The sequence below is a fragment of the Janthinobacterium silvisoli genome, from assembly GCF_014200725.1.
In the GTDB taxonomy this organism is placed as follows: Bacteria; Pseudomonadota; Gammaproteobacteria; order Burkholderiales; family Burkholderiaceae_D; genus Janthinobacterium.
Window position 1 is genome coordinate 115,923 of the sequence record NZ_JACHCL010000002.1, and the last position, 16,823, is coordinate 132,745.

The following is a 16,823-nucleotide window of genomic DNA, read 5'->3' on the forward strand; positions in this document are numbered from 1 at the left end:
CAAATGCTGTATACAAGATTTCTTTCATGCGTTTTTTACGAAACTTTCCCTAACAGGATTTAATAATGACTTTTAAGCCAGCCCGCTTGCTGATCGCACTTCTCGCCGTAGTCGCGGTACCTGTTTTTGCGCAAAATATTGCAGTTGTGAATGGCAAGCCTATCCCGTCGTCGCGCGTTGATGCAGTCGTCAAGCAAGTCGTCGCCCAAGGCCAGCAACCGGATTCGCCGCAGCTGCGCGAAGCCATCAAGAAAGATTTGATTGGCCGCGAAGTGCTGATGCAAGAAGCGGAAAGCAAAGGTTTCGGTAAAGATGCAGCAGTAAAACTCCAAATCGAAAACGCACGTCAAGCCATCGTCATCAATGCACTGGTCGGCGACTACCTGAAAAAGAATCCGGTCAGCGACGCCGACATCAAGGCTGAGTACGACCGCTTCGTCGCCCAAACCGGCGACAAGGAATACCATGTACGCCACATCCTGGTGGGCACGGAAGCCGAAGCGAAAGACATCATCGCCAAGCTGAAAGGCGGCGCCAAGTTTGAAGACCTGGCCAAGCAATCGAAAGATACCGGCTCGGCTGACAATGGCGGCGACCTGGACTGGGCAGCGCCATCGTCCTACCCGAAAGTTTTCTCCGACGCTTTCGTGAAACTGCAAAAAGGCCAGGTTACCGATACCCCGGTACAAACGCCTAACGGCTTCCACGTGATCAAGCTGGACGACACCCGCGCGGCAAAACTGCCGACCCTGGAAGAAGTCAAGCCACAGATCGCTGAAGCGCTGCAACAGAAAAAATTGCAAGCGTATCAAGAAGAAATGATTAAAAAAGCGAAAATTCAGTAAGAATTGACCTCACCCGGCGCCCTTTGTGGCGCCGGTCGTGTATTCTGCATTTGAATGCGCACTGCCAGCAGGCGCAAACCTTTGTACCGAACCAATAATAGGAATGAACATGATTTTGAAGCCAGCCCGCCTGATCTTAGCCTTGGTAGCCGTAGCGGCGATCCCTGCTTTCGCACAAAACGTTGCCACCGTGAATGGCAAGGCGATCCCTGCATCGCGTGTTGACCAGGTCGTCAAACAAGTTGTTGCGCAAGGCCAGCAAGCGGATTCGCCGCAACTGCGCGAAGCCATCAAGAAAGACCTGATCGGCCGTGAAGTGCTGATCCAGGAAGCCGACAAACAAGGCTATGGCACCCGCCCGGAAGTCAAGGCGCAACTGGATAATGCCCGTCAAAGCATCATCATCAATGCCCTGCTGGCTGACTACATCAAGAAAAATCCGGTGAAAGATGCCGACATCAAGGCCGAGTACGACAAGGTCAAGGCGCAAGCCATGCAAGCTGGCGGCCAGGAATACCATGCACGTCACATCCTGGTGGCGACCGAAGCCGAAGCCAAGGACATCATCACCAAGCTGAAAGGCGGCGCCAAGTTTGAAGACCTGGCCAAGGTATCGAAAGACGGTTCCGCAGCCAATGGCGGCGATCTGGGCTGGGCTAACCCAAGTTCCTACGTAAAACCATTCGCCGATGCGCTGGTCGCCCTGAAACCAGGCCAGATCACGCAAACGCCGGTACAGTCGCAATTCGGTTTCCACGTGATCAAACTGGAAGAAACCCGTCCGGTCAAACTGCCTACGCTGGAAGAAGTCAAAGACCGCGTGGCTGAATCGCTGCAACAGAAGAAACTGGCCGCTTACCGCGACGAGTTGATGAAGAAAGCCAAGATTCAATAATTTTTGAATCCCTCGTAAAAAGCGCTCCCCGGAGCGCTTTTTTTATGCCTGCAGGTTTCCTACCCAGCAAGCTTCAGGCAAAACTGAACCAGGCACGCGCGATGCGGCCATCGATCACCTCATAGGTCGCCACCAGCTCTTGCTTGCTCGTGCCTTCCGGCGTCACGCTGGTGACGATTTCATGGTCGATCACCAGCTTGCCGCAAGCGATGCGGTTCAGCAACTGCGCCTGCGGCTTGCTGGCTGCAAAACGGGCCGTGAAGCGCGGGCCGATCTGTGCACTGCCTTGCGCCAATAAGATATCGGGATGCTGGAATTGCTGCGCATCGTCGGCGTAGATGGCCAGTAAAGCGGGCACATCATGGGCGTTGTAGGCGTCCAGTTGAGCCTGGACCACCGAGGTGGGGGAAATAAACGTGTCGTGTGTGGTCGTCATGCAGTGATACCATGGTGAGAGTGGAAAGTTTTAAAGGGTAACATCATGTACCCTGCTGCGCTGCACTTTGTTGGCAACGCTACTGGTAAAATCCGCGCCCATCATCAATGCAACAGGAGTTAACACCATGAAATGGGAAGGCAATCGCGAAAGCGACAACGTGGAAGACCGCCGCGGCGAAAATGACGGCGGTGGCAATGGTGGCGGAGGCGGCTTCGGCTTTGGCGGCCGCTCGATCGGCATCGGCACCATCGTCGTCGCCCTGCTGGGCTCCTACGTGCTGGGCGTTAATCCCCTTACCCTGCTCAATGTCCTCAGTGGCGGCGGCGGGCAGCTCAGTACGCAGCATACCCAGCAGACACCCCACCCTCCTGCAGACGACCGCACCACCAGCTTCGTCCAAACCGTGCTGGGCGATACGGAAGATACCTGGGGCGCCCTGTTCAAGGCGGAAGGCAGCAGCTATGTGAAACCCACACTGGTGCTGTACACAGGCCGCACAGAGACCGCCTGCGGCCGGGGCCAGAGCGCCAGCGGCCCCTTCTACTGCCCGGCCGATCAGAAAGTGTATCTGGACCTCGATTTCTTCCAGCTGATGCAGGACCGCTTCAAGGTCTCCAGCGAATTTGCGGAAGCGTATGTGATCGCGCATGAGGTGGGCCACCACGTGCAAAACCTGCTGGGCTTGTCTGAAAAAGTCGACCAGGCGCGCCGCACGCAATCCGAACGCCAGGCCAACGCCATGTCCGTGCGGCTGGAATTGCAAGCCGACTGCTTTGCCGGCGTGTGGGCCTATCACGCCAACCTGGACCGCAAGATCCTGGAAAAAGGCGACGTGGAAGCAGCGCTCAAGGCCGCCAGCGCCATCGGCGACGACGCCCTGCAACGCCAGGCGCAAGGCCACGTCGTGCCCGACTCATTTACACACGGCACGTCGGAACAGCGCGTGCGTTGGTTCGGCCGTGGCATAGCCAGTGGCGAGATTGCGCAATGCAACACCTTCGAAGCGCGCCAGCTGTAGGCGACAAGTCAAAAGCGACTACTTCAGGTCGATACGCCCGTAGCGCCCGTGAGCCTCATCGTTCGGCCCGGCCGTATAGAACAGCGTGTTGAGCGGCTGGCTATTGAGGCCATTGCCAAAGGCGATACCCCACAGCCCGTCGATCACCAGCGGCGTACCGTCCGCCGTGGCGAGAACGCCGATGATGGCGCCGGTATCGGGATCGTAGGCGTTGATCTTGCCGTCGCCAAAATTGCCGATCAACAGCGTATTGCTGGCGCCGCCGAAATTGGCCGGCGCCATCGCCATGCCCCATGGCGCATTCAGGGCGCCACCGCTCACCAGCCGCTTGAGGAATCTTCCACCGCTGTCGTACACATTCACGATGCCCAATCCGGGTCCCGCTTGCTCATCGTCGCCGCTGGCGGCCCGTTTGGCGTAGGCCACATAGATGCGCTCGCCGATCGTCTGAATGCCGAACGGCGCATAAGCGGCTGGCAGGCCCGGATCGTTGAACGCGCCAGGCAAGACGGCCCTGGCAAAGCCGGCATCGAAGACATCGATGCGATTATTGTGGAAATCTGTTGCGTACAGATAGTTGGCGCCGGCGTAGCTGCTGATCGCCAGGCCCTTGTAGACGCTGCCGCCAGCACTGCCATCGAACACTGTCACGGCAGTAGCCGGGCTGACCGAGGGGGACCAGGCTGAAATGCTGCCGCTTTCGCTGGCAAAAATAAACGGGCTGGCCGCGCTCACGCCGTTCTGGCTGAGCTTGAAATCCTGCGTGCCGTTAAAAACGATACCGGTCGGCCCGGCAGGCGTGGTGACCACCAGCGATTGCAGGACACCATTGCCGTCGTACAAGGTGGATTTCGCCGTGCCGTTGTCCGCCACCCAAACGAAACCCCGCGGATTGAAGGCCAGGCCCCAGGCGTTGACCAGGTTAGGATCGGTATGCGCGGCGCTCACCTGAACCACGTCGGACACCAGGCTGGTATCGGCGTAGGCGCTGATGACGGACGGCTGGTGGTGATGGTGGCCGCCGCACGAAAACAGCGTTCCCGCGAGCACAGCAACGAGGCAGACACTGGCGATCCTGAAGGCATGGTGCGTATTCATGGCGCTTCCTTTCGAGGTAGTGAACACTGTCTGTCCCACCTTACGGCGAGTTTCCCCCTCAAACGATGACGCCGCTCAAAAGCAGGTGGAAGTCCGCCTTGCTCCGCTCCCGGTCATTGGCCGTACTTGAATAAACGTGCGAACAATTGCTGCTGACTATGCTGTAACATGCAAACTGCAAGTAACATCTTGGTATTATCCATCACAACAAGATGTCTTGCTAACAGGAAGCTCCATGAACGCACTCAAAAAATCGCCTGCCTTATTCACCGCTGCAGTCTTGATCGCCTCGGCCTTGACTCTGGCGGTACCGGCCGCAGCCCGCGCCGATGAATTGTCGTCGGCCATCGATGCCGGGCCGGCGGCGGTCAAACAATATCGCGACAAGCTGGAACAGAACAAGAAAACCGTCATTGCCTTTTATAACAAGGCCCTGAACGACAAGGATGCCGAAGCTGCGCTGCAATTTGTCGGCCTGACCTTCCGGCAACATAACCCGGCCGCTGACGATGGCCGCGATGGCTTCCGCAAGTTCATCAAATGGGTGCATGACGATCACCCCAACTCGCATGCCGAGATACGCCAGGCGTTTGCCGATGGCGATTATGTGATCCTCAATACCTATATCAAACGCTTTCCGGACGAGCGTGGCCTGGCTGTCGGCGAAATTTTCCGCCTGGAAAATGGCAAGATCGTCGAACACTGGGACCGTATCCAGGCATTGCCGGAAACGTCGAAAAATACCAATACCATGTTTTGATCCATGCATGCCGGCTTGTCTGTTTCCAATGACGCCGTTTCTCCCGCCCCAATGGGCGAAAGGATCAATGGCGCATGGCAAGAAGCACCGGGCTTGATGTTTGCCGACCGCCAGCGCCTTGGCCCGCGCGACTGGGTGGCGGAACATGCCGAAGCGACTGGCAGTTATCAATTTTATGTGCAGGCCCAGGCACATCGGCAGTGCGGCGAATTCAATGGTCTGCCGCAACATGGCTGGTGCCCGGCTGGCGCTTTGCAATTACTGCGGCCCGATGAATTGGTGTTTCCGGCTGGCGCCGGTCCGGCCCGATTTCTTCACATCACGATCTCGCCCGGCTTCCTGGCGCAGCAGTTGGCGGAACATTTTCCCGGATTTGCAGGCGGCGAGTTCAAGCGCGGCTATCGCAGCGACCTGGCCCTGCACCGGTTGGCGCGCGCCCACGAAACCGGCATCGACCATGGCCTATCCGGCCAACAACTGTACTTTGATCAATTACGCGCGGCCATCTTGAGCCGGCTGCTGCTGGCGTTGACCACGCTGGCCGGCCATGCCTCAACAATTGAAAAAGAAGGTCTGGCGCCATTCAGGGCACGCCGCGTGGTCGATTTTATCGAAGAGAACCTGGCACAAGACTTGCGGCTGGACACGCTGGCGGACATCGCCGGCACCAGTAAATTCCATTTTTCACGGGCCTTCCGCAATACCATGGGCACCACGCCGCATGCCTTCGTGATGCAGCGCCGCTTGCTGCGGGCGCTGGGATTGTTGCGCAGCAAACAGCCGGTGGGCGAAGTGGCGCGCCTGTGTGGCTTCGCCGATCACGCCCATTTGACGCGCCTGTTCAAGCGCAGCTTCGGTATGCCGCCCAGCAGCATTGCCGCTGGCGATGGACTCACGGCACGGTCACATCAAAGCGCCTGGCCAGCCTTTTCAATTCGCCGCTATTGATCAGGCTATTGAATTCCTGGTCGAATTGCAGGCGCAGCTTGTCCGATTCAGTGGAGCGGGGAAAAGCAAAATAGCCGTTCTGTACGTCGATCACCTTGGGCAGCGCCTTGATTTGCCCCTGCAGCCCGAGGCGCACAATCACCGGATCGGTATTGCGGCGGTTGCTGATGAACACGTCGACATGGTTATGGACCAGCATATTGAGACCATTTTCCACGCTGTTGGCCACGCTCACTTGCAGGCCAGGACGGATACGCTCCCAGTCCGCGCCATAGGCCCAGCCATTGAGTAGCACCACGCGGCGCGTCTTCAGCGCAGCGTAATCGCCATCCCAGGCAAAACCGCCCTTCTGGCGCGTGTAGAAAATGATCTGGTCTTGATAAAACGGCTGGGCGGAAAAAACCATGTGAACCATGCGCTCAGGCGATTTATAAGGGCCGATCAGGATATCGGCCTGTCCCTGCGCCAGCATGGCTTGCGCACGCGCCCAAGGCACCACGCGAAAGCGCACCGTATTGCCCGTGCGCGCCGCCATCAGCCGCAACAGTTCTGCACCCAGGCCCGTATAGTCACTGTTGTTCTTGTATTCAAACACGCGTTCAAACTGGGCGCCGACGGCCAGCAATTCGCGCGCCTGCACTGGCAATGCAAAGGCAGGCAACAGCAGCGCCAAGGCCAATAGCCTCTGGCGCAAGCCGTGCTGCCCAGGCCGTTTCATCAGGCGACGATGCGCAGTGAATAATCGGTGGCCCGGATATCCTTGGTCAGGCTGCCGATCGAGATGCGGTCCACGCCCGTCTCGGCAATCGCCCGCACGGTATCGAAGTTGATGCCGCCGGACGCTTCGAGCAAGGCACGGCCAGCCGTCAGGGACACGGCGTCGCGCATCATGTCGTTGCTGAAGTTGTCTAACAACACCGACACAGCGCCCGCCTCCAGCGCTTGCTGCAATTGTTCCAGGCTTTCCACTTCGATCTGCACGGGCACACCTGCATCTAGCGTGCGCGCATTGTCCAGCGCCTGGCGTATGCCGCCCGCCGCCGCGATATGGTTTTCCTTGATCAAAATGCCGTCATACAGGGCCAGGCGCTGGTTCTTGCCGCCGCCCACTCTTACCGCATACTTTTGCGCCAGGCGCAGCCCAGGCAAGGTTTTGCGCGTATCGAGAATCGAGGCCCTGGTGCCGGCGATCACCTCCACGTACTGGCGCGTGGCCGTGGCCACGGCCGACAGCAATTGCAGGAAATTGAGCGCGCTGCGTTCAGCCGTCAACAAGGCGCGTGCCGGCGCTTCGATGGTGCACACGGCGCTGTGGGCCGTCATCATGTCGCCTTCGGCGTAATGCCAGCTGATATCGATGCTGCGGTCCAGGCTTTTCATGATGCCTTCAAACCACGGTGCGCCGCACAGCACGGCTGCTTCGCGCACGATCACGCGGGCCGTGACGATGTTGTCTGGTGGCACCAGCTCGCCCGTCAGGTCGCACTGGCCCACGTCTTCCAGCAAGGCTGCCAGCAAGTTCGCTTCAAAGGCGCGCGCCAGGGCAGGATCGAAAGGGGCGAAAGAATTAACGAGGGTACTCATCATGCGGGACCGATTCCTTGGAACAATTGGGTTTCTTTTGCCAGGTCAGGACCTGGCTGCACGCCGGCCTTCTTGGCGGCGGCAAAGTCGAGCATGCGATTGATGGAGCGCACAGCCAGCTCACCGACGGCAGGATCGACATGGATTTCATTGTGCATGTTTTCCAGAGTCTCTGCCAGGTTCAGCAAGCCATTCATGGCCATCCACGGGCAATGCGCGCAGCTCTTGCAGGTGGCGCTATTGCCAGCCGTCGGCGCTTCGATGAACCGTTTGCCCGGTGCGGCGGCGCGCATCTTGTGCAAGATGCCGTTGTCGGTAGCAACGATAAAGGTATCCGCATCCATATTTTGTGCGGCAGCAATCATTTGCGAGGTGGAACCGACCATATCGGCTTGCGCCACCACATTGGCCGGCGACTCGGGATGGACCAGCACCTTGGCGTTCGGGTATTCTTCCTTCAGCAAGTCCAGTTCGATACCCTTGAACTCGTCATGCACCAGGCAACTACCCTGCCACAGCAGCATGTCGGCGCCCGTTTCTTTCTGGATATACGAACCCAGGTGTTTATCAGGTGCCCACAGGATTTTTTTACCCTGCGCATGCAAATGGGCCACGATGTCGAGGCCGATCGAGGACGTCACCATCCAGTCGGCGCGCGCCTTCACGGCGGCGCTGGTGTTGGCATAGACCACTACTGTGCGGTCCGGGTGCGCATCGCAAAAAGCCGTGAATTCATCGACCGGGCAACCGAGGTCGAGCGAACAGGTCGCGTCGAGGTCGGGCATCAGCACGGTTTTTTCAGGACTGAGGATCTTCGCCGTTTCGCCCATGAAGCGCACACCGGCCACGACCAGCGTCTTGGCGGGATGGTCGCGCCCGAAACGGGCCATTTCCAGCGAGTCGGAGACGCAGCCGCCCGTGGCTTCCGCCAGGTCTTGCAGGTCAGCATCAACGTAGTAGTGGGCGACCAGCACGGCTTCGCGCTCTTGCAGCAGGCGCTTGATGCGCGTGATCAGTTCGGCTTTTTCGGCTGGGGAAGGTGTGGCTGGCGTGCGTGCCCAGGCGTGGGCTGTGCAGCTGGCACCGTCTTGTGGATGTTCATACTCGACGGGTTTGATCGATAAGGTTTGCATGGATGTGTCAAACAAAAACGGGATAGACCGGCACTATCGCATATCGCAGCAAGTTGCGCCGGACCTAGATAAAGAAGCGGTAACCGCGGCGCATCGGTTTGGGTAGCCAGGCTACCCGGCGCACGCCTTGCACCTTGTAAAAGGCAAGACGCGCGCGGCTCAAGACATGAGATTAATCAATGCCCTGGCTAGTCAGATATTCCTCGTAATTGCCACGGAAATCAACCACTTCGTTTTCCTTGATCTCGATGATGCGGTTGGCCAGCGAAGAGACAAATTCGCGGTCATGCGACACGAAGATCAGGGTGCCGGCGTATTTTTCCAGCGCCACGTTCAACGATTCGATCGATTCCATGTCCATATGATTGGTCGGCTCATCCATCAGCAGCACGTTGTGGCGGCCCAGCATCAGCTTGCCGTACATCATGCGGCCTTTTTCACCACCGGACAGCACTTTGACCGATTTCTTGACTTCGTCGCCGCCAAACAGCAAGCGGCCCAGGATGGAACGCACGGCCTGGTCATCGTCGCCCTCTTGCGTCCACTTGCCCATCCAGTCCGTCAGGATGGTGTCGGCAGCGAACTCTTCGGTCGGATCTTGCGGCATGTAGCCGACGTTGGCGTTCTCGGCCCACTTCACGCGGCCTTGATCGGGCTGCAGGCTGGCGATCTCGCCGGCGATGCAGCGCAGCATGGTGGTCTTGCCGGCGCCGTTGGCGCCGATGATGGCGATACGCTCGCCCGCTTCGACCATCAGGCTGAAGTTCTTGAACAGCTGGCGGTCATAGGCTTTCGAGATATTCTCGACTTCCACGGCCAGGCGGTGCAATTTCTTCTCGCCGTCGAAACGCACGAACGGGTAGGCGCGCGACGATGGCTTGATATCGTCAACCTTGATCTTTTCAATTTGCTTGGCACGCGAAGTAGCCTGGCGCGCCTTCGATTTATTCGCCGCAAAGCGGCGCACGAAGTCTTGCAGTTCGGCGACCTTCTCTTTGGCCTTGGCATTGTTGGCCAGTTGCTGGTTGCGCGCCTGGGTCGAGGCGAACATGTATTCGTCGTAGTTGCCTGGATAAATCTTCAAGGTGCCGTAATCCATGTCGGCCACGTGGGTGCAAACCTGGTTCAGGAAGTGGCGATCATGGGAAATGATGATCATGGTGGAATTGCGCTCGTTGAGCACATCTTCCAGCCAGCGAATCGTGTTGATGTCCAGGTTATTGGTTGGTTCGTCGAGCAGCAAGATATCCGGATTCGAAAACAGCGCCTGTGCCAGCAGCACGCGCAGCTTCCAGCCTGGCGAGACATTGCTCATCGGGCCATGGTGCAGATCGATCGCTACACCGGCGCCCAGCAGCAATTCACCGGCGCGCGACTCGGCCGTGTAGCCGTCGTACTCGGACACTTTGCCTTCCAGTTCGGCCGCCTGCATGTAGTCGTCATCGGTCGCTTCCGGGTTCGCGTAAATCGCATCACGCTGCTGGATGGCGGCCCACATTTCCGTGTGACCCATCATGACGACGTCGAGCACGCGCATGTCTTCAAATGCAAACTGGTCCTGGCGCAGCTTGCCCAGGCGTTCATTGGTATCGAGCATGACGTTGCCGCCCGACGGTTCCAGGTCGCCGCCCAGGATCTTCATGAACGTCGACTTGCCGCAGCCGTTCGCGCCGATCAAGCCATAGCGGTTGCCGTCGCCGAACTTGACGGAGATATTTTCAAACAATGGCTTGGCGCCAAACTGCATCGTGATGTTAGCTGTAGAAAGCATGTGGTATTGGGTCTTTATCCAGTGAAAACAGGTAGTTAAATACTTTCCTCCCATTATACAGCACGCACTATCAACTACTGTATAAGCCCACCCAGGAACAATGACTGGCAAGCGCACGCCATCCGGCCTCTCTCCGTATTGCTTGCCTGGCCACGGTATAGTGTATTTTTACATAAGGAAGACAGCATGAAATCAATGACCGCGATGATCGCAGCCATCTCCATGATGGCCCTGACTGCCTGCCAATCGAAGCAGCCCACGGAGCAGAGCCAACAGGAAACCAATGAATGCAAAAACTATCGCGCCATGATGACCGCTCCGATGGCGCCGGACGCCATGCAGCAATTACAGCTTAAATGTGAGCAATCCATGGAGCATGAAGTGAAGGACTAGGCACGATATGCGGCTAACAACAGAATGACATCATTAGAAATTAATATGTCAGTGTCGGCTACGTAAATACAGTAAATATTATTGCTGATTTTTTATTAAAAAACCAATCTCTTTCCGCCTGTCGCTGCATGGACAGCGATGCGAAACAGCCATTTTCCATCCTTTACTTTTTATACATCTTCAGCACTTGAAAAAATTGCCCTTGCCGCTGCTGTTGCGGCGATCGATAACGGGCGGCATACAATGCAGCAGTTGCTTCCTTGTAGGTACTATGCTGTATGGCGACGCTTCCGCTATCGGCTCAACACCACGCCCTTAACGGTTTGCGGATTATTTTGCGGCTGTAGCTGGTAGCTTGCTATATACCAGGGCTTATTCTGCGTTCCGACGTCGCCCCCATCATCACCCCCTTCGTTAAGCGCATCGACAAAACGCACGAGCGCCTGAGTGTCGAGCGCCTCGAGCGTTATCTGGGTCAGCCCGGTCGTCTGCTCATGCGATAACGACAACATCGCCACATCATTTGCATCAGCCTGCTCAATCGATGCCATGACGCGCGTCCACGGATACCGCAGGGTAGCGATGATTTTCGCCTGCTCTTTCTGCTGACGCTGTTTTTCCGGATCGTTTTTGGCCTGCTGCTGCAGAATGGAGCGCCGACGCTCCTGCAACGCCTGCTCAAGCTGGCTGGCGCGCTGCACGTGGCTCGACGCCGCTTCCCGCAGCGCAAGCGACTCAGTCAAGGCCACGCCCGCGCCCCCCAGCGAGATCGCAAGGAATAGCAAGCCCAGCCAGGGTACGCGCCGCTGTTCAATGAATTCAAGCTGCAATATCATGGCGCCACCTCTAGCGGCGGCAAAAACAGCAGGTCGCGAAAATCCATGTACTGGCGCTGTTGCAAATAATCATCACGCAACACTACTTTCTCACGATGCAAAGACGCCAGCGGCATCAGGTCAGCGGCGATAGCCAGCCGGATATGCTGCTGCGCCTGATCGCCCAGCGCATACGCCAAGCGCCGCACTTCCCGGTTAATGAGGTCCGCTTCGCGGCGATGCGCCAGCGCATTCATCGCATCGATCGCACCGTCTTTTTCAATCACAATGGTAAACGCGTCTTTTTCCACCAGCATCAGCGCGCCGGCAGAATCAGGCGCCCTGCTTTGCTTTTCGCGCTGCAATTGCAAGGCATTCCACGCGGTGGCGGCAAATGGCCGTAAAGAAACCAGCCGCATATTACGCTCGCGTGCCAATTGCCGCAGCCGTGCAGCAACGTCGGCGCGCAACGCGCAGGCCACCACCTTACCCCGCGCTGGCAGGTGATCGAGGCGCAATTCCCACTGCGCCGGATTCAAGCCAAGCTGATGCTGCATCTGCGCTTGCGCCGCCGCGTGCTCTTCCAGTCCGTCCTCCAATCCGGCCGGCAGTTCAAGTACCATGAATTTTGCCAGCGCCGAGCCCACATGAACGCTCAGGGTCGCATGGCGGCGCCTGCGCAATGCCAGCGCATCCAGGTTCAGGCTGGACGGCGCAGTAGCATTCCATTGCCATCGAAGCAATTCCTCCTGACGGCGCCAGGGTCCCCAACCGCACTGCCGCCGTGCTAATACTTCACTGCTATTGAGATAGAGATGGTAAGCGTCAATCATGCGCCACCACCCGGTCAATTTCCTCGATGGTGGTGGCGCCACTGGCCACCAGGTCGAGTGCACGCACGTTCAGCGGACGCACACCCAGTTCCAGCGCGTAGCGCTTGATCTCGGTGACATCGGCGCGGTTCAGTATCATCGTGCGCAGCGTATCGTCGAACGGCAGCACCTCGGCCAGCGCATGGCGCCCCTTGTAGCCGGTATGGCGGCAATGCTCGCATCCGCGTCCCCGCGCCAGCGTCAGGTGTGCCAGGTTCCTGTTGGCCAGTTTCAGCCGTTCGATCAACCCCGGGCTGGCGGCCTCGGGTTGGCTGCACACAGGACAGTTGGAGCGTATCAGGCGCTGGGCCACCACGCCGTTCAGGGCCGACATCAGGCTGTATAAATCGATATCCATGTGCGCGAAGCGGCTGATCACGTCAAATACGCTGTTCGCATGCACCGTGGTAAACACCAGATGGCCGGTCAAGGCCGCCTGGACGGCGATTTCAGCCGTTTCCGCATCGCGTATCTCGCCCACCAATATCTTGTCGGGATCGTGGCGCAGGATGGAACGTAGTCCTTGCGAAAAGGTCAGTCCCTTTTTTTCGTTTACGGGAATTTGCAATACGCCCGGCAATTCGTACTCCACCGGATCTTCGATGGTGATGATCTTTTCCTGGCCGGTCTGGATTTCCGTCAGCGCCGCATATAACGTCGTGGTCTTGCCGCTGCCGGTAGGCCCGGTCACCAGCAGCATGCCGTGCGGCTTTTTCGCCAGCCGGCGTATCCGCTCGATCGCATCGGCGTCCAGGCCCAGGCTGGCCAGCGAAATCGCATGGGCGTCGCCGCGCAGCTGGGTTTTATCAAGCAGCCGCACCACGGCATCTTCGCCAAAAATGCTCGGCATAATAGAGACACGAAAGTCCAGCTCACGCGCACCGAGTTCGATGCGGAAGCGCCCATCCTGCGGCACGCGGCGCTCGGCGATGTCCAGCTGCGCCAGCACCTTGATGCGCGAAATGACCTCTTCGGCACGTATCCGGTCCGGCAATTCGGAGGCAGGCACCAGCACGCCGTCCAGGCGCAGCTTGACCTTGACGCCATTACGGTCGCACTCGAAGTGGATATCGCTGGCGCCGGCCTTCCATGCATCATAGATCGCTGCATCGACAAAACGCACGATGGGGCTGCTACTGCGCTCGATGGTTTCGATCGAAATCACATTTCCTGCACCATCGCCAGCGGCACTTCGCTGCTCGGGCACGCCACCGGACAGACCACTCGATGCCTTGATGCGGTGCTGCGCCTGCTCCAGCGCCGCCAGGATGTCGGCCTTGCTGCCCCAGGCCAGCGCCGGATAACTACCCACCTTGTTGGCCAGCCATTGCAGAGCGTGGTCGTCCCAGGGATCGTCCACCACGAAACAATCGCCGCCGTCCAGGCGCAAGGGATAGATCACGCGTTTGACACAGTCGGTAAAGCTCAGCAGCGAAAATTCCGGCGCGCTGGCCAGCATGGCCGCCAGCGGATAGAAAGGCATATCGAGCTGGGCGGGTGCGGCAGCCGCGATGGCGTCAACGCCACATCCGGCCAGCGCCGCCAGTTCGCTGACCAGCGGCTGGCCACTATCGCGCGCGCGCGCCCTCGCCCGCGCCAGCAGGGCGCTCAAGGGAAGCAGGCCCGGTAAACCGGAATCGCTTTTCATCTGTCAAATTCCTCCAGCCAGGTCGAAAACCGGCATATACATCAAAATAATAATCGCACCGATCATCACCCCCACGGCCATCAGCAGAATCGGTTCGGCCACGCGCGTTGCGCGGTCGATGAATACGGTGAATTCCTGGCGATAGGTCTGGGCGATGATGTCCATGATGCGCGCCAGGTTTCCTGACCTTTCGCCGACCTGCAGCAGGCGTTCGGTCACGCTGTCCGTCAAGCCGTTCTCGGCAAACGCCGTCGACAGGCGCTTGCCCTCCTGGATCACGCCGCGCGCGCGCAGTATCTGGTCCTGCAATTTTTTCTCGAAGGCCAGGTTCTGCGCCAGCGGAATGGCGTCAGACAGCGTGTAGCCGCCCTTGAGCAGCATCGACATGGTCTGGTAAATGCGCGCCAACTGGTACAGGCGCAGATAATACTGGACGAACTTGAATCGTCCCAGCGCCCGCAGCAGGAAAATCTTCAGCTTGCCGTTGCGGTGCCCAATCACCGCCAGCGCGGCCAGCGCGGCCAAACCGGCCAGGATCAGGCCCAGGTAATCGCTGGAAAGCTGGCCAGCCTTCATCAGCACTACGGTCGAAAAGCTCAGCTTCTGCGAGAAATCGTCATACACCTTGGCAAAGCGCGGCACCACGTAAGAAATCATGAACAGGCAGACCAGCATGCCGAAACCGATCACCAGGCTGGGATAGATCGCCGCGCTGACCACCTTGCGGCCCAGGTCCTGTCCCACTTTTTCATACGCCACATACTCTTCCAGCGCCTCGTCGAGACGGCTGGTGCGCTCGCTGGCGCGGATCGAGGCAATCAGCAAGGGCGGAAAACCCAGGCGATTCAGTTCCAGCGCCGACGACAGCGGTTTGCCCTCCAGCAGCATCTGCCTGATCTCCAGCAAGACGGTGTGCTTGGCGTCGTCGTTATCCTTGGTGCACAAGGTGTCGATCGCCTCCACCAGCGACATCCCGGATGACAGCAAGGTGCGCAGCTCGTCGCAGAACAGCACCAGGTTGAATCCCCTGAGGCCGGACGCGCCGCGTACCCGCACGCGCCGCCCCTGGGCAGTGACCGACAGTACCGCGTAGCCTTGCTGCTCCACCATGCGCGTGACGGCGGCAGCGTCCTCTCCTTCCAGCGTACGCTCGGCAATGGCGCCCGAGGCGGCGTGGAAAGTACGTATCTTAAATTGCATCGGTATCAAATCCGTTCAGGCAGGCAGCTGGCGCCGCAACAGCGGCCGCCGTCATGGCGCCGCCACATAGACAAACTTCCAGTCGGCGTAACGCGCACCCATCACCGGTGCGGCGCCCGGCAACAACAACGGCTGCCGGCGCAAGGGGACGCCCTCATTCAGGCTGTACACGCCGGCAATGCCGCCATCGGCCGCCTTGACCAGCCCCCATTGGGCGCCCTTGCCGACCGGATCCAGATACACCTTGCGCAGGTGGCGCCGTACGCCGACAAAGCGGCGGTCCTCGACCAGGTCTTGCAGCGTGGGGGGATACGTTTTCACCGAGCCAGGCGCCTGCGCATAGTAGTCGCCGATGGCGCGCACATACGCCTGACCGATCTGGATCAATTCTTCCTCCCGTTCGCGCTGGGTGGCAGCGCTCCACGAGACGCCAACGGCAGCCAGGCCGATGCCGAACATCGCCAGCGCAAACAGCATCGCCACATAGGTAAAGCCGCGCTGGGCCGCAAAAACATCACCACGACGCATACTCGCTCCCGTCGCGCGCGCGGCCGGTGGCACCGCTCTTGACATCAAACACATTGCCCATGTCTTTTTTTTCCGGCGCCACGACGATCCAGCTGTCACTGCGGTCGGTGATCGGATCGACCGGCATCTTGCGCAGGTAATGGCGCACCACGATTTCATCAAGCGTATCGGGATAGCGGCCGTTATCGCCAAAATACTTGTCGATCGCGTCGCGCGTCTGCGCCAGGTTTTGCCGCAATACCGACTCCTTGGCCTTGTCGACATTGCCGAAATAGCGCGGCACGGACAACGACAGCAGCATGCCGATCAGCGCCATCACCACCAGCAGTTCGATCAGGGTGAAGCCGCGGCACGGGCATGGCGGCGGGAATTGCTTCACCATAAGCGGTACGCGATGCCGTTCATGCCCACCTTGTCCGAAGTGGAGTAGACGTCGAACACGTCCTCGCCCTCCTTCGGCGCTTCCGGCGGCGACAGATAGCTGCGCAAGCCCCATGACGCTTCCGCCTTTGCATCGGCTGGCGCAAACGGGTCCCTGGGAAGGCGCCGCAACAGATACATGGTCTGGCCGCCTGCCGTCAGGTCAGGCACGCCCTGCACCAGGACCGCCAGCGACGGCGGATAGCCATTGCCCTGGCCAGTCTTGCCGATACGGCCGGCATCATAAGCTTGCTTGTAGCCATCGATGGCGCGGCGGATTTCCCATAAAGCCTGCTTCAGTTCGCGTTCCTTGTTGCGCGTCGCCGTCAATTCAACCAGCGGCATGGCCGCCGTCGCCAGGATGCCCAGCACGGCCATCACCACCAGCAGCTCGATGGTGGTGTAGCCGGCGCGCAGCGCATGGCCAGGACGGCGCGACTTAAACATGGCTAGCAC

19 protein-coding genes are annotated in these 16,823 nt (G+C 59.0%); 6 read left to right on the forward strand and 13 right to left on the reverse strand.

Annotated features, from left to right (window positions below; genetic code table 11):
* Nucleotides 1–65 precede the first annotated feature (65 nt).
* Nucleotides 66–845, forward strand: a complete 780-nt coding sequence (locus HDE75_RS10650) for a peptidylprolyl isomerase (protein WP_183677867.1) — start codon at nt 66–68, stop codon at nt 843–845.
* A 109-nt stretch (nt 846–954) separates the two neighbouring features.
* A complete protein-coding gene (locus tag HDE75_RS10655) occupies nt 955–1,740 on the forward strand; it encodes a foldase protein PrsA (RefSeq protein ID WP_183677866.1) in 786 nt (261 codons plus the stop codon).
* A 73-nt stretch (nt 1,741–1,813) separates the two neighbouring features.
* On the opposite strand, the gene HDE75_RS10660 is transcribed toward HDE75_RS10655, so the two are convergent.
* Complete coding sequence (locus HDE75_RS10660) at nt 1,814–2,176, reverse strand: nuclear transport factor 2 family protein (protein WP_183677865.1); 363 nt, start codon at nt 2,174–2,176, stop codon at nt 1,814–1,816.
* Nucleotides 2,177–2,303: 127 nt separating this feature from the next.
* On the opposite strand from HDE75_RS10660, the gene ypfJ reads away from it, so the two are divergent.
* Entirely contained in the window at nt 2,304–3,197 is an 894-nt protein-coding gene (ypfJ, locus tag HDE75_RS10665) for a KPN_02809 family neutral zinc metallopeptidase (RefSeq protein WP_183677864.1), read from the forward strand.
* An 18-nt stretch (nt 3,198–3,215) separates the two neighbouring features.
* Here the strand turns inward: ypfJ and HDE75_RS10670 are convergent, their stop codons facing one another.
* On the reverse strand, nt 3,216–4,295 hold the full coding sequence (locus tag HDE75_RS10670; RefSeq protein WP_183677863.1) for a TIGR03118 family protein: 1,080 nt from the start codon (nt 4,293–4,295) through the stop codon (nt 3,216–3,218).
* A gap of 235 nt (nt 4,296–4,530) precedes the next feature.
* Here HDE75_RS10670 and HDE75_RS10675 point away from each other — a divergent pair, with 235 nt between their 5' ends.
* Together HDE75_RS10675 and HDE75_RS10680 are read left to right on the forward strand one after the other, a co-directional pair.
* Nucleotides 4,531–5,055, forward strand: a complete 525-nt coding sequence (locus HDE75_RS10675) for a nuclear transport factor 2 family protein (RefSeq protein WP_183677862.1) — start codon at nt 4,531–4,533, stop codon at nt 5,053–5,055.
* Between the two features lie 15 nt (nt 5,056–5,070).
* Entirely contained in the window at nt 5,071–6,003 is a 933-nt protein-coding gene (locus tag HDE75_RS10680) for an AraC family transcriptional regulator (RefSeq protein ID WP_183677861.1), read from the forward strand.
* Here the strand turns inward: HDE75_RS10680 and HDE75_RS10685 are convergent.
* The 4 genes from HDE75_RS10685 to HDE75_RS10700 all read right to left on the reverse strand — a co-directional run bounded on the left by HDE75_RS10685 (nt 5,948) and on the right by HDE75_RS10700 (nt 10,491).
* Nucleotides 5,948–6,721 carry a substrate-binding periplasmic protein gene (locus tag HDE75_RS10685; RefSeq protein ID WP_183677860.1) on the reverse strand — a complete coding sequence of 258 codons (774 nt, stop codon included), beginning with the start codon at nt 6,719–6,721 and terminating at the stop codon, nt 5,948–5,950. The genes HDE75_RS10680 and HDE75_RS10685 overlap by 56 nt on opposite strands.
* On the reverse strand, nt 6,721–7,587 hold the full coding sequence (gene nadC / locus HDE75_RS10690) for a carboxylating nicotinate-nucleotide diphosphorylase (RefSeq protein ID WP_183678150.1): 867 nt from the start codon (nt 7,585–7,587) through the stop codon (nt 6,721–6,723). The genes HDE75_RS10685 and nadC overlap by 1 nt, the downstream gene beginning before the upstream one ends.
* Nucleotides 7,587–8,720 carry a quinolinate synthase NadA gene (nadA, locus tag HDE75_RS10695; protein WP_183677858.1) on the reverse strand — a complete coding sequence of 378 codons (1,134 nt, stop codon included), beginning with the start codon at nt 8,718–8,720 and terminating at the stop codon, nt 7,587–7,589. Before nadA ends, nadC begins: the two co-directional genes overlap by 1 nt.
* 172 nt (nt 8,721–8,892) lie before the next feature.
* Nucleotides 8,893–10,491: an ABC-F family ATPase gene (locus HDE75_RS10700; RefSeq protein ID WP_183677856.1), complete on the reverse strand. Its 1,599-nt coding sequence runs from the start codon at nt 10,489–10,491 to the stop codon at nt 8,893–8,895.
* Between the two features lie 186 nt (nt 10,492–10,677).
* Here HDE75_RS10700 and HDE75_RS10705 point away from each other — a divergent pair, with 186 nt between their 5' ends.
* Nucleotides 10,678–10,884 (forward strand): hypothetical protein, encoded by a 207-nt coding sequence (locus tag HDE75_RS10705; RefSeq protein WP_221291843.1) that lies wholly within the window; start codon nt 10,678–10,680, stop codon nt 10,882–10,884.
* Between the two features lie 293 nt (nt 10,885–11,177).
* Here HDE75_RS10705 and HDE75_RS10710 read toward each other — a convergent pair whose 3' ends face one another.
* From HDE75_RS10710 to HDE75_RS10740, 7 genes are read right to left on the reverse strand one after another with little or no spacing between them, the layout of a single operon-like run.
* Nucleotides 11,178–11,720: a hypothetical protein gene (locus tag HDE75_RS10710; protein WP_183677854.1), complete on the reverse strand. Its 543-nt coding sequence runs from the start codon at nt 11,718–11,720 to the stop codon at nt 11,178–11,180.
* Nucleotides 11,717–12,574, reverse strand: coding sequence for a hypothetical protein (locus HDE75_RS10715; protein WP_183677852.1), 858 nt, complete (start codon nt 12,572–12,574; stop codon nt 11,717–11,719). Before HDE75_RS10715 ends, HDE75_RS10710 begins: the two co-directional genes overlap by 4 nt.
* A complete protein-coding gene (locus HDE75_RS10720) occupies nt 12,525–14,219 on the reverse strand; it encodes a GspE/PulE family protein (protein ID WP_183677850.1) in 1,695 nt (564 codons plus the stop codon). Before HDE75_RS10720 ends, HDE75_RS10715 begins: the two co-directional genes overlap by 50 nt.
* Nucleotides 14,220–14,222: 3 nt before the next feature.
* Entirely contained in the window at nt 14,223–15,419 is a 1,197-nt protein-coding gene (locus HDE75_RS10725) for a type II secretion system F family protein (protein ID WP_183677847.1), read from the reverse strand.
* Between the two features lie 51 nt (nt 15,420–15,470).
* Nucleotides 15,471–15,947 (reverse strand): type II secretion system protein, encoded by a 477-nt coding sequence (locus HDE75_RS10730; protein ID WP_183677846.1) that lies wholly within the window; start codon nt 15,945–15,947, stop codon nt 15,471–15,473.
* On the reverse strand, nt 15,934–16,329 hold the full coding sequence (locus HDE75_RS10735; RefSeq protein ID WP_183677844.1) for a type II secretion system protein: 396 nt from the start codon (nt 16,327–16,329) through the stop codon (nt 15,934–15,936). The genes HDE75_RS10730 and HDE75_RS10735 overlap by 14 nt, the downstream gene beginning before the upstream one ends.
* Complete coding sequence (locus HDE75_RS10740) at nt 16,323–16,814, reverse strand: type II secretion system protein (protein ID WP_183677842.1); 492 nt, start codon at nt 16,812–16,814, stop codon at nt 16,323–16,325. The genes HDE75_RS10735 and HDE75_RS10740 overlap by 7 nt, the downstream gene beginning before the upstream one ends.
* Nucleotides 16,815–16,823: the final 9 nt, after the last annotated feature.

Bases quoted from the DNA above. Each gene is read 5' to 3' on its own strand.
- HDE75_RS10650 (WP_183677867.1), top strand. From the start codon at position 66: ATGACTTTTAAGCCAGCCCGCTTGCTGATCGCACTTCTCGCCGTAGTC.
- HDE75_RS10655 (WP_183677866.1), top strand. From the start codon at position 955: ATGATTTTGAAGCCAGCCCGCCTGATCTTAGCCTTGGTAGCCGTAGCG.
- HDE75_RS10660 (WP_183677865.1), bottom strand. From the start codon at position 2,176: ATGACGACCACACACGACACGTTTATTTCCCCCACCTCGGTGGTCCAG.
- ypfJ (WP_183677864.1), top strand. From the start codon at position 2,304: ATGAAATGGGAAGGCAATCGCGAAAGCGACAACGTGGAAGACCGCCGC.
- HDE75_RS10670 (WP_183677863.1), bottom strand. From the start codon at position 4,295: ATGAATACGCACCATGCCTTCAGGATCGCCAGTGTCTGCCTCGTTGCT.
- HDE75_RS10675 (WP_183677862.1), top strand. From the start codon at position 4,531: ATGAACGCACTCAAAAAATCGCCTGCCTTATTCACCGCTGCAGTCTTG.
- HDE75_RS10685 (WP_183677860.1), bottom strand. From the start codon at position 6,721: ATGAAACGGCCTGGGCAGCACGGCTTGCGCCAGAGGCTATTGGCCTTG.
- nadC (WP_183678150.1), bottom strand. From the start codon at position 7,587: ATGAGTACCCTCGTTAATTCTTTCGCCCCTTTCGATCCTGCCCTGGCG.
- nadA (WP_183677858.1), bottom strand. From the start codon at position 8,720: ATGCAAACCTTATCGATCAAACCCGTCGAGTATGAACATCCACAAGAC.
- HDE75_RS10700 (WP_183677856.1), bottom strand. From the start codon at position 10,491: ATGCTTTCTACAGCTAACATCACGATGCAGTTTGGCGCCAAGCCATTG.
- HDE75_RS10705 (WP_221291843.1), top strand. From the start codon at position 10,678: ATGAAATCAATGACCGCGATGATCGCAGCCATCTCCATGATGGCCCTG.
- HDE75_RS10710 (WP_183677854.1), bottom strand. From the start codon at position 11,720: ATGATATTGCAGCTTGAATTCATTGAACAGCGGCGCGTACCCTGGCTG.
- HDE75_RS10720 (WP_183677850.1), bottom strand. From the start codon at position 14,219: ATGAAAAGCGATTCCGGTTTACCGGGCCTGCTTCCCTTGAGCGCCCTG.
- HDE75_RS10725 (WP_183677847.1), bottom strand. From the start codon at position 15,419: ATGCAATTTAAGATACGTACTTTCCACGCCGCCTCGGGCGCCATTGCC.
- HDE75_RS10730 (WP_183677846.1), bottom strand. From the start codon at position 15,947: ATGCGTCGTGGTGATGTTTTTGCGGCCCAGCGCGGCTTTACCTATGTG.
- HDE75_RS10735 (WP_183677844.1), bottom strand. From the start codon at position 16,329: ATGGTGAAGCAATTCCCGCCGCCATGCCCGTGCCGCGGCTTCACCCTG.
- HDE75_RS10740 (WP_183677842.1), bottom strand. From the start codon at position 16,814: ATGTTTAAGTCGCGCCGTCCTGGCCATGCGCTGCGCGCCGGCTACACC.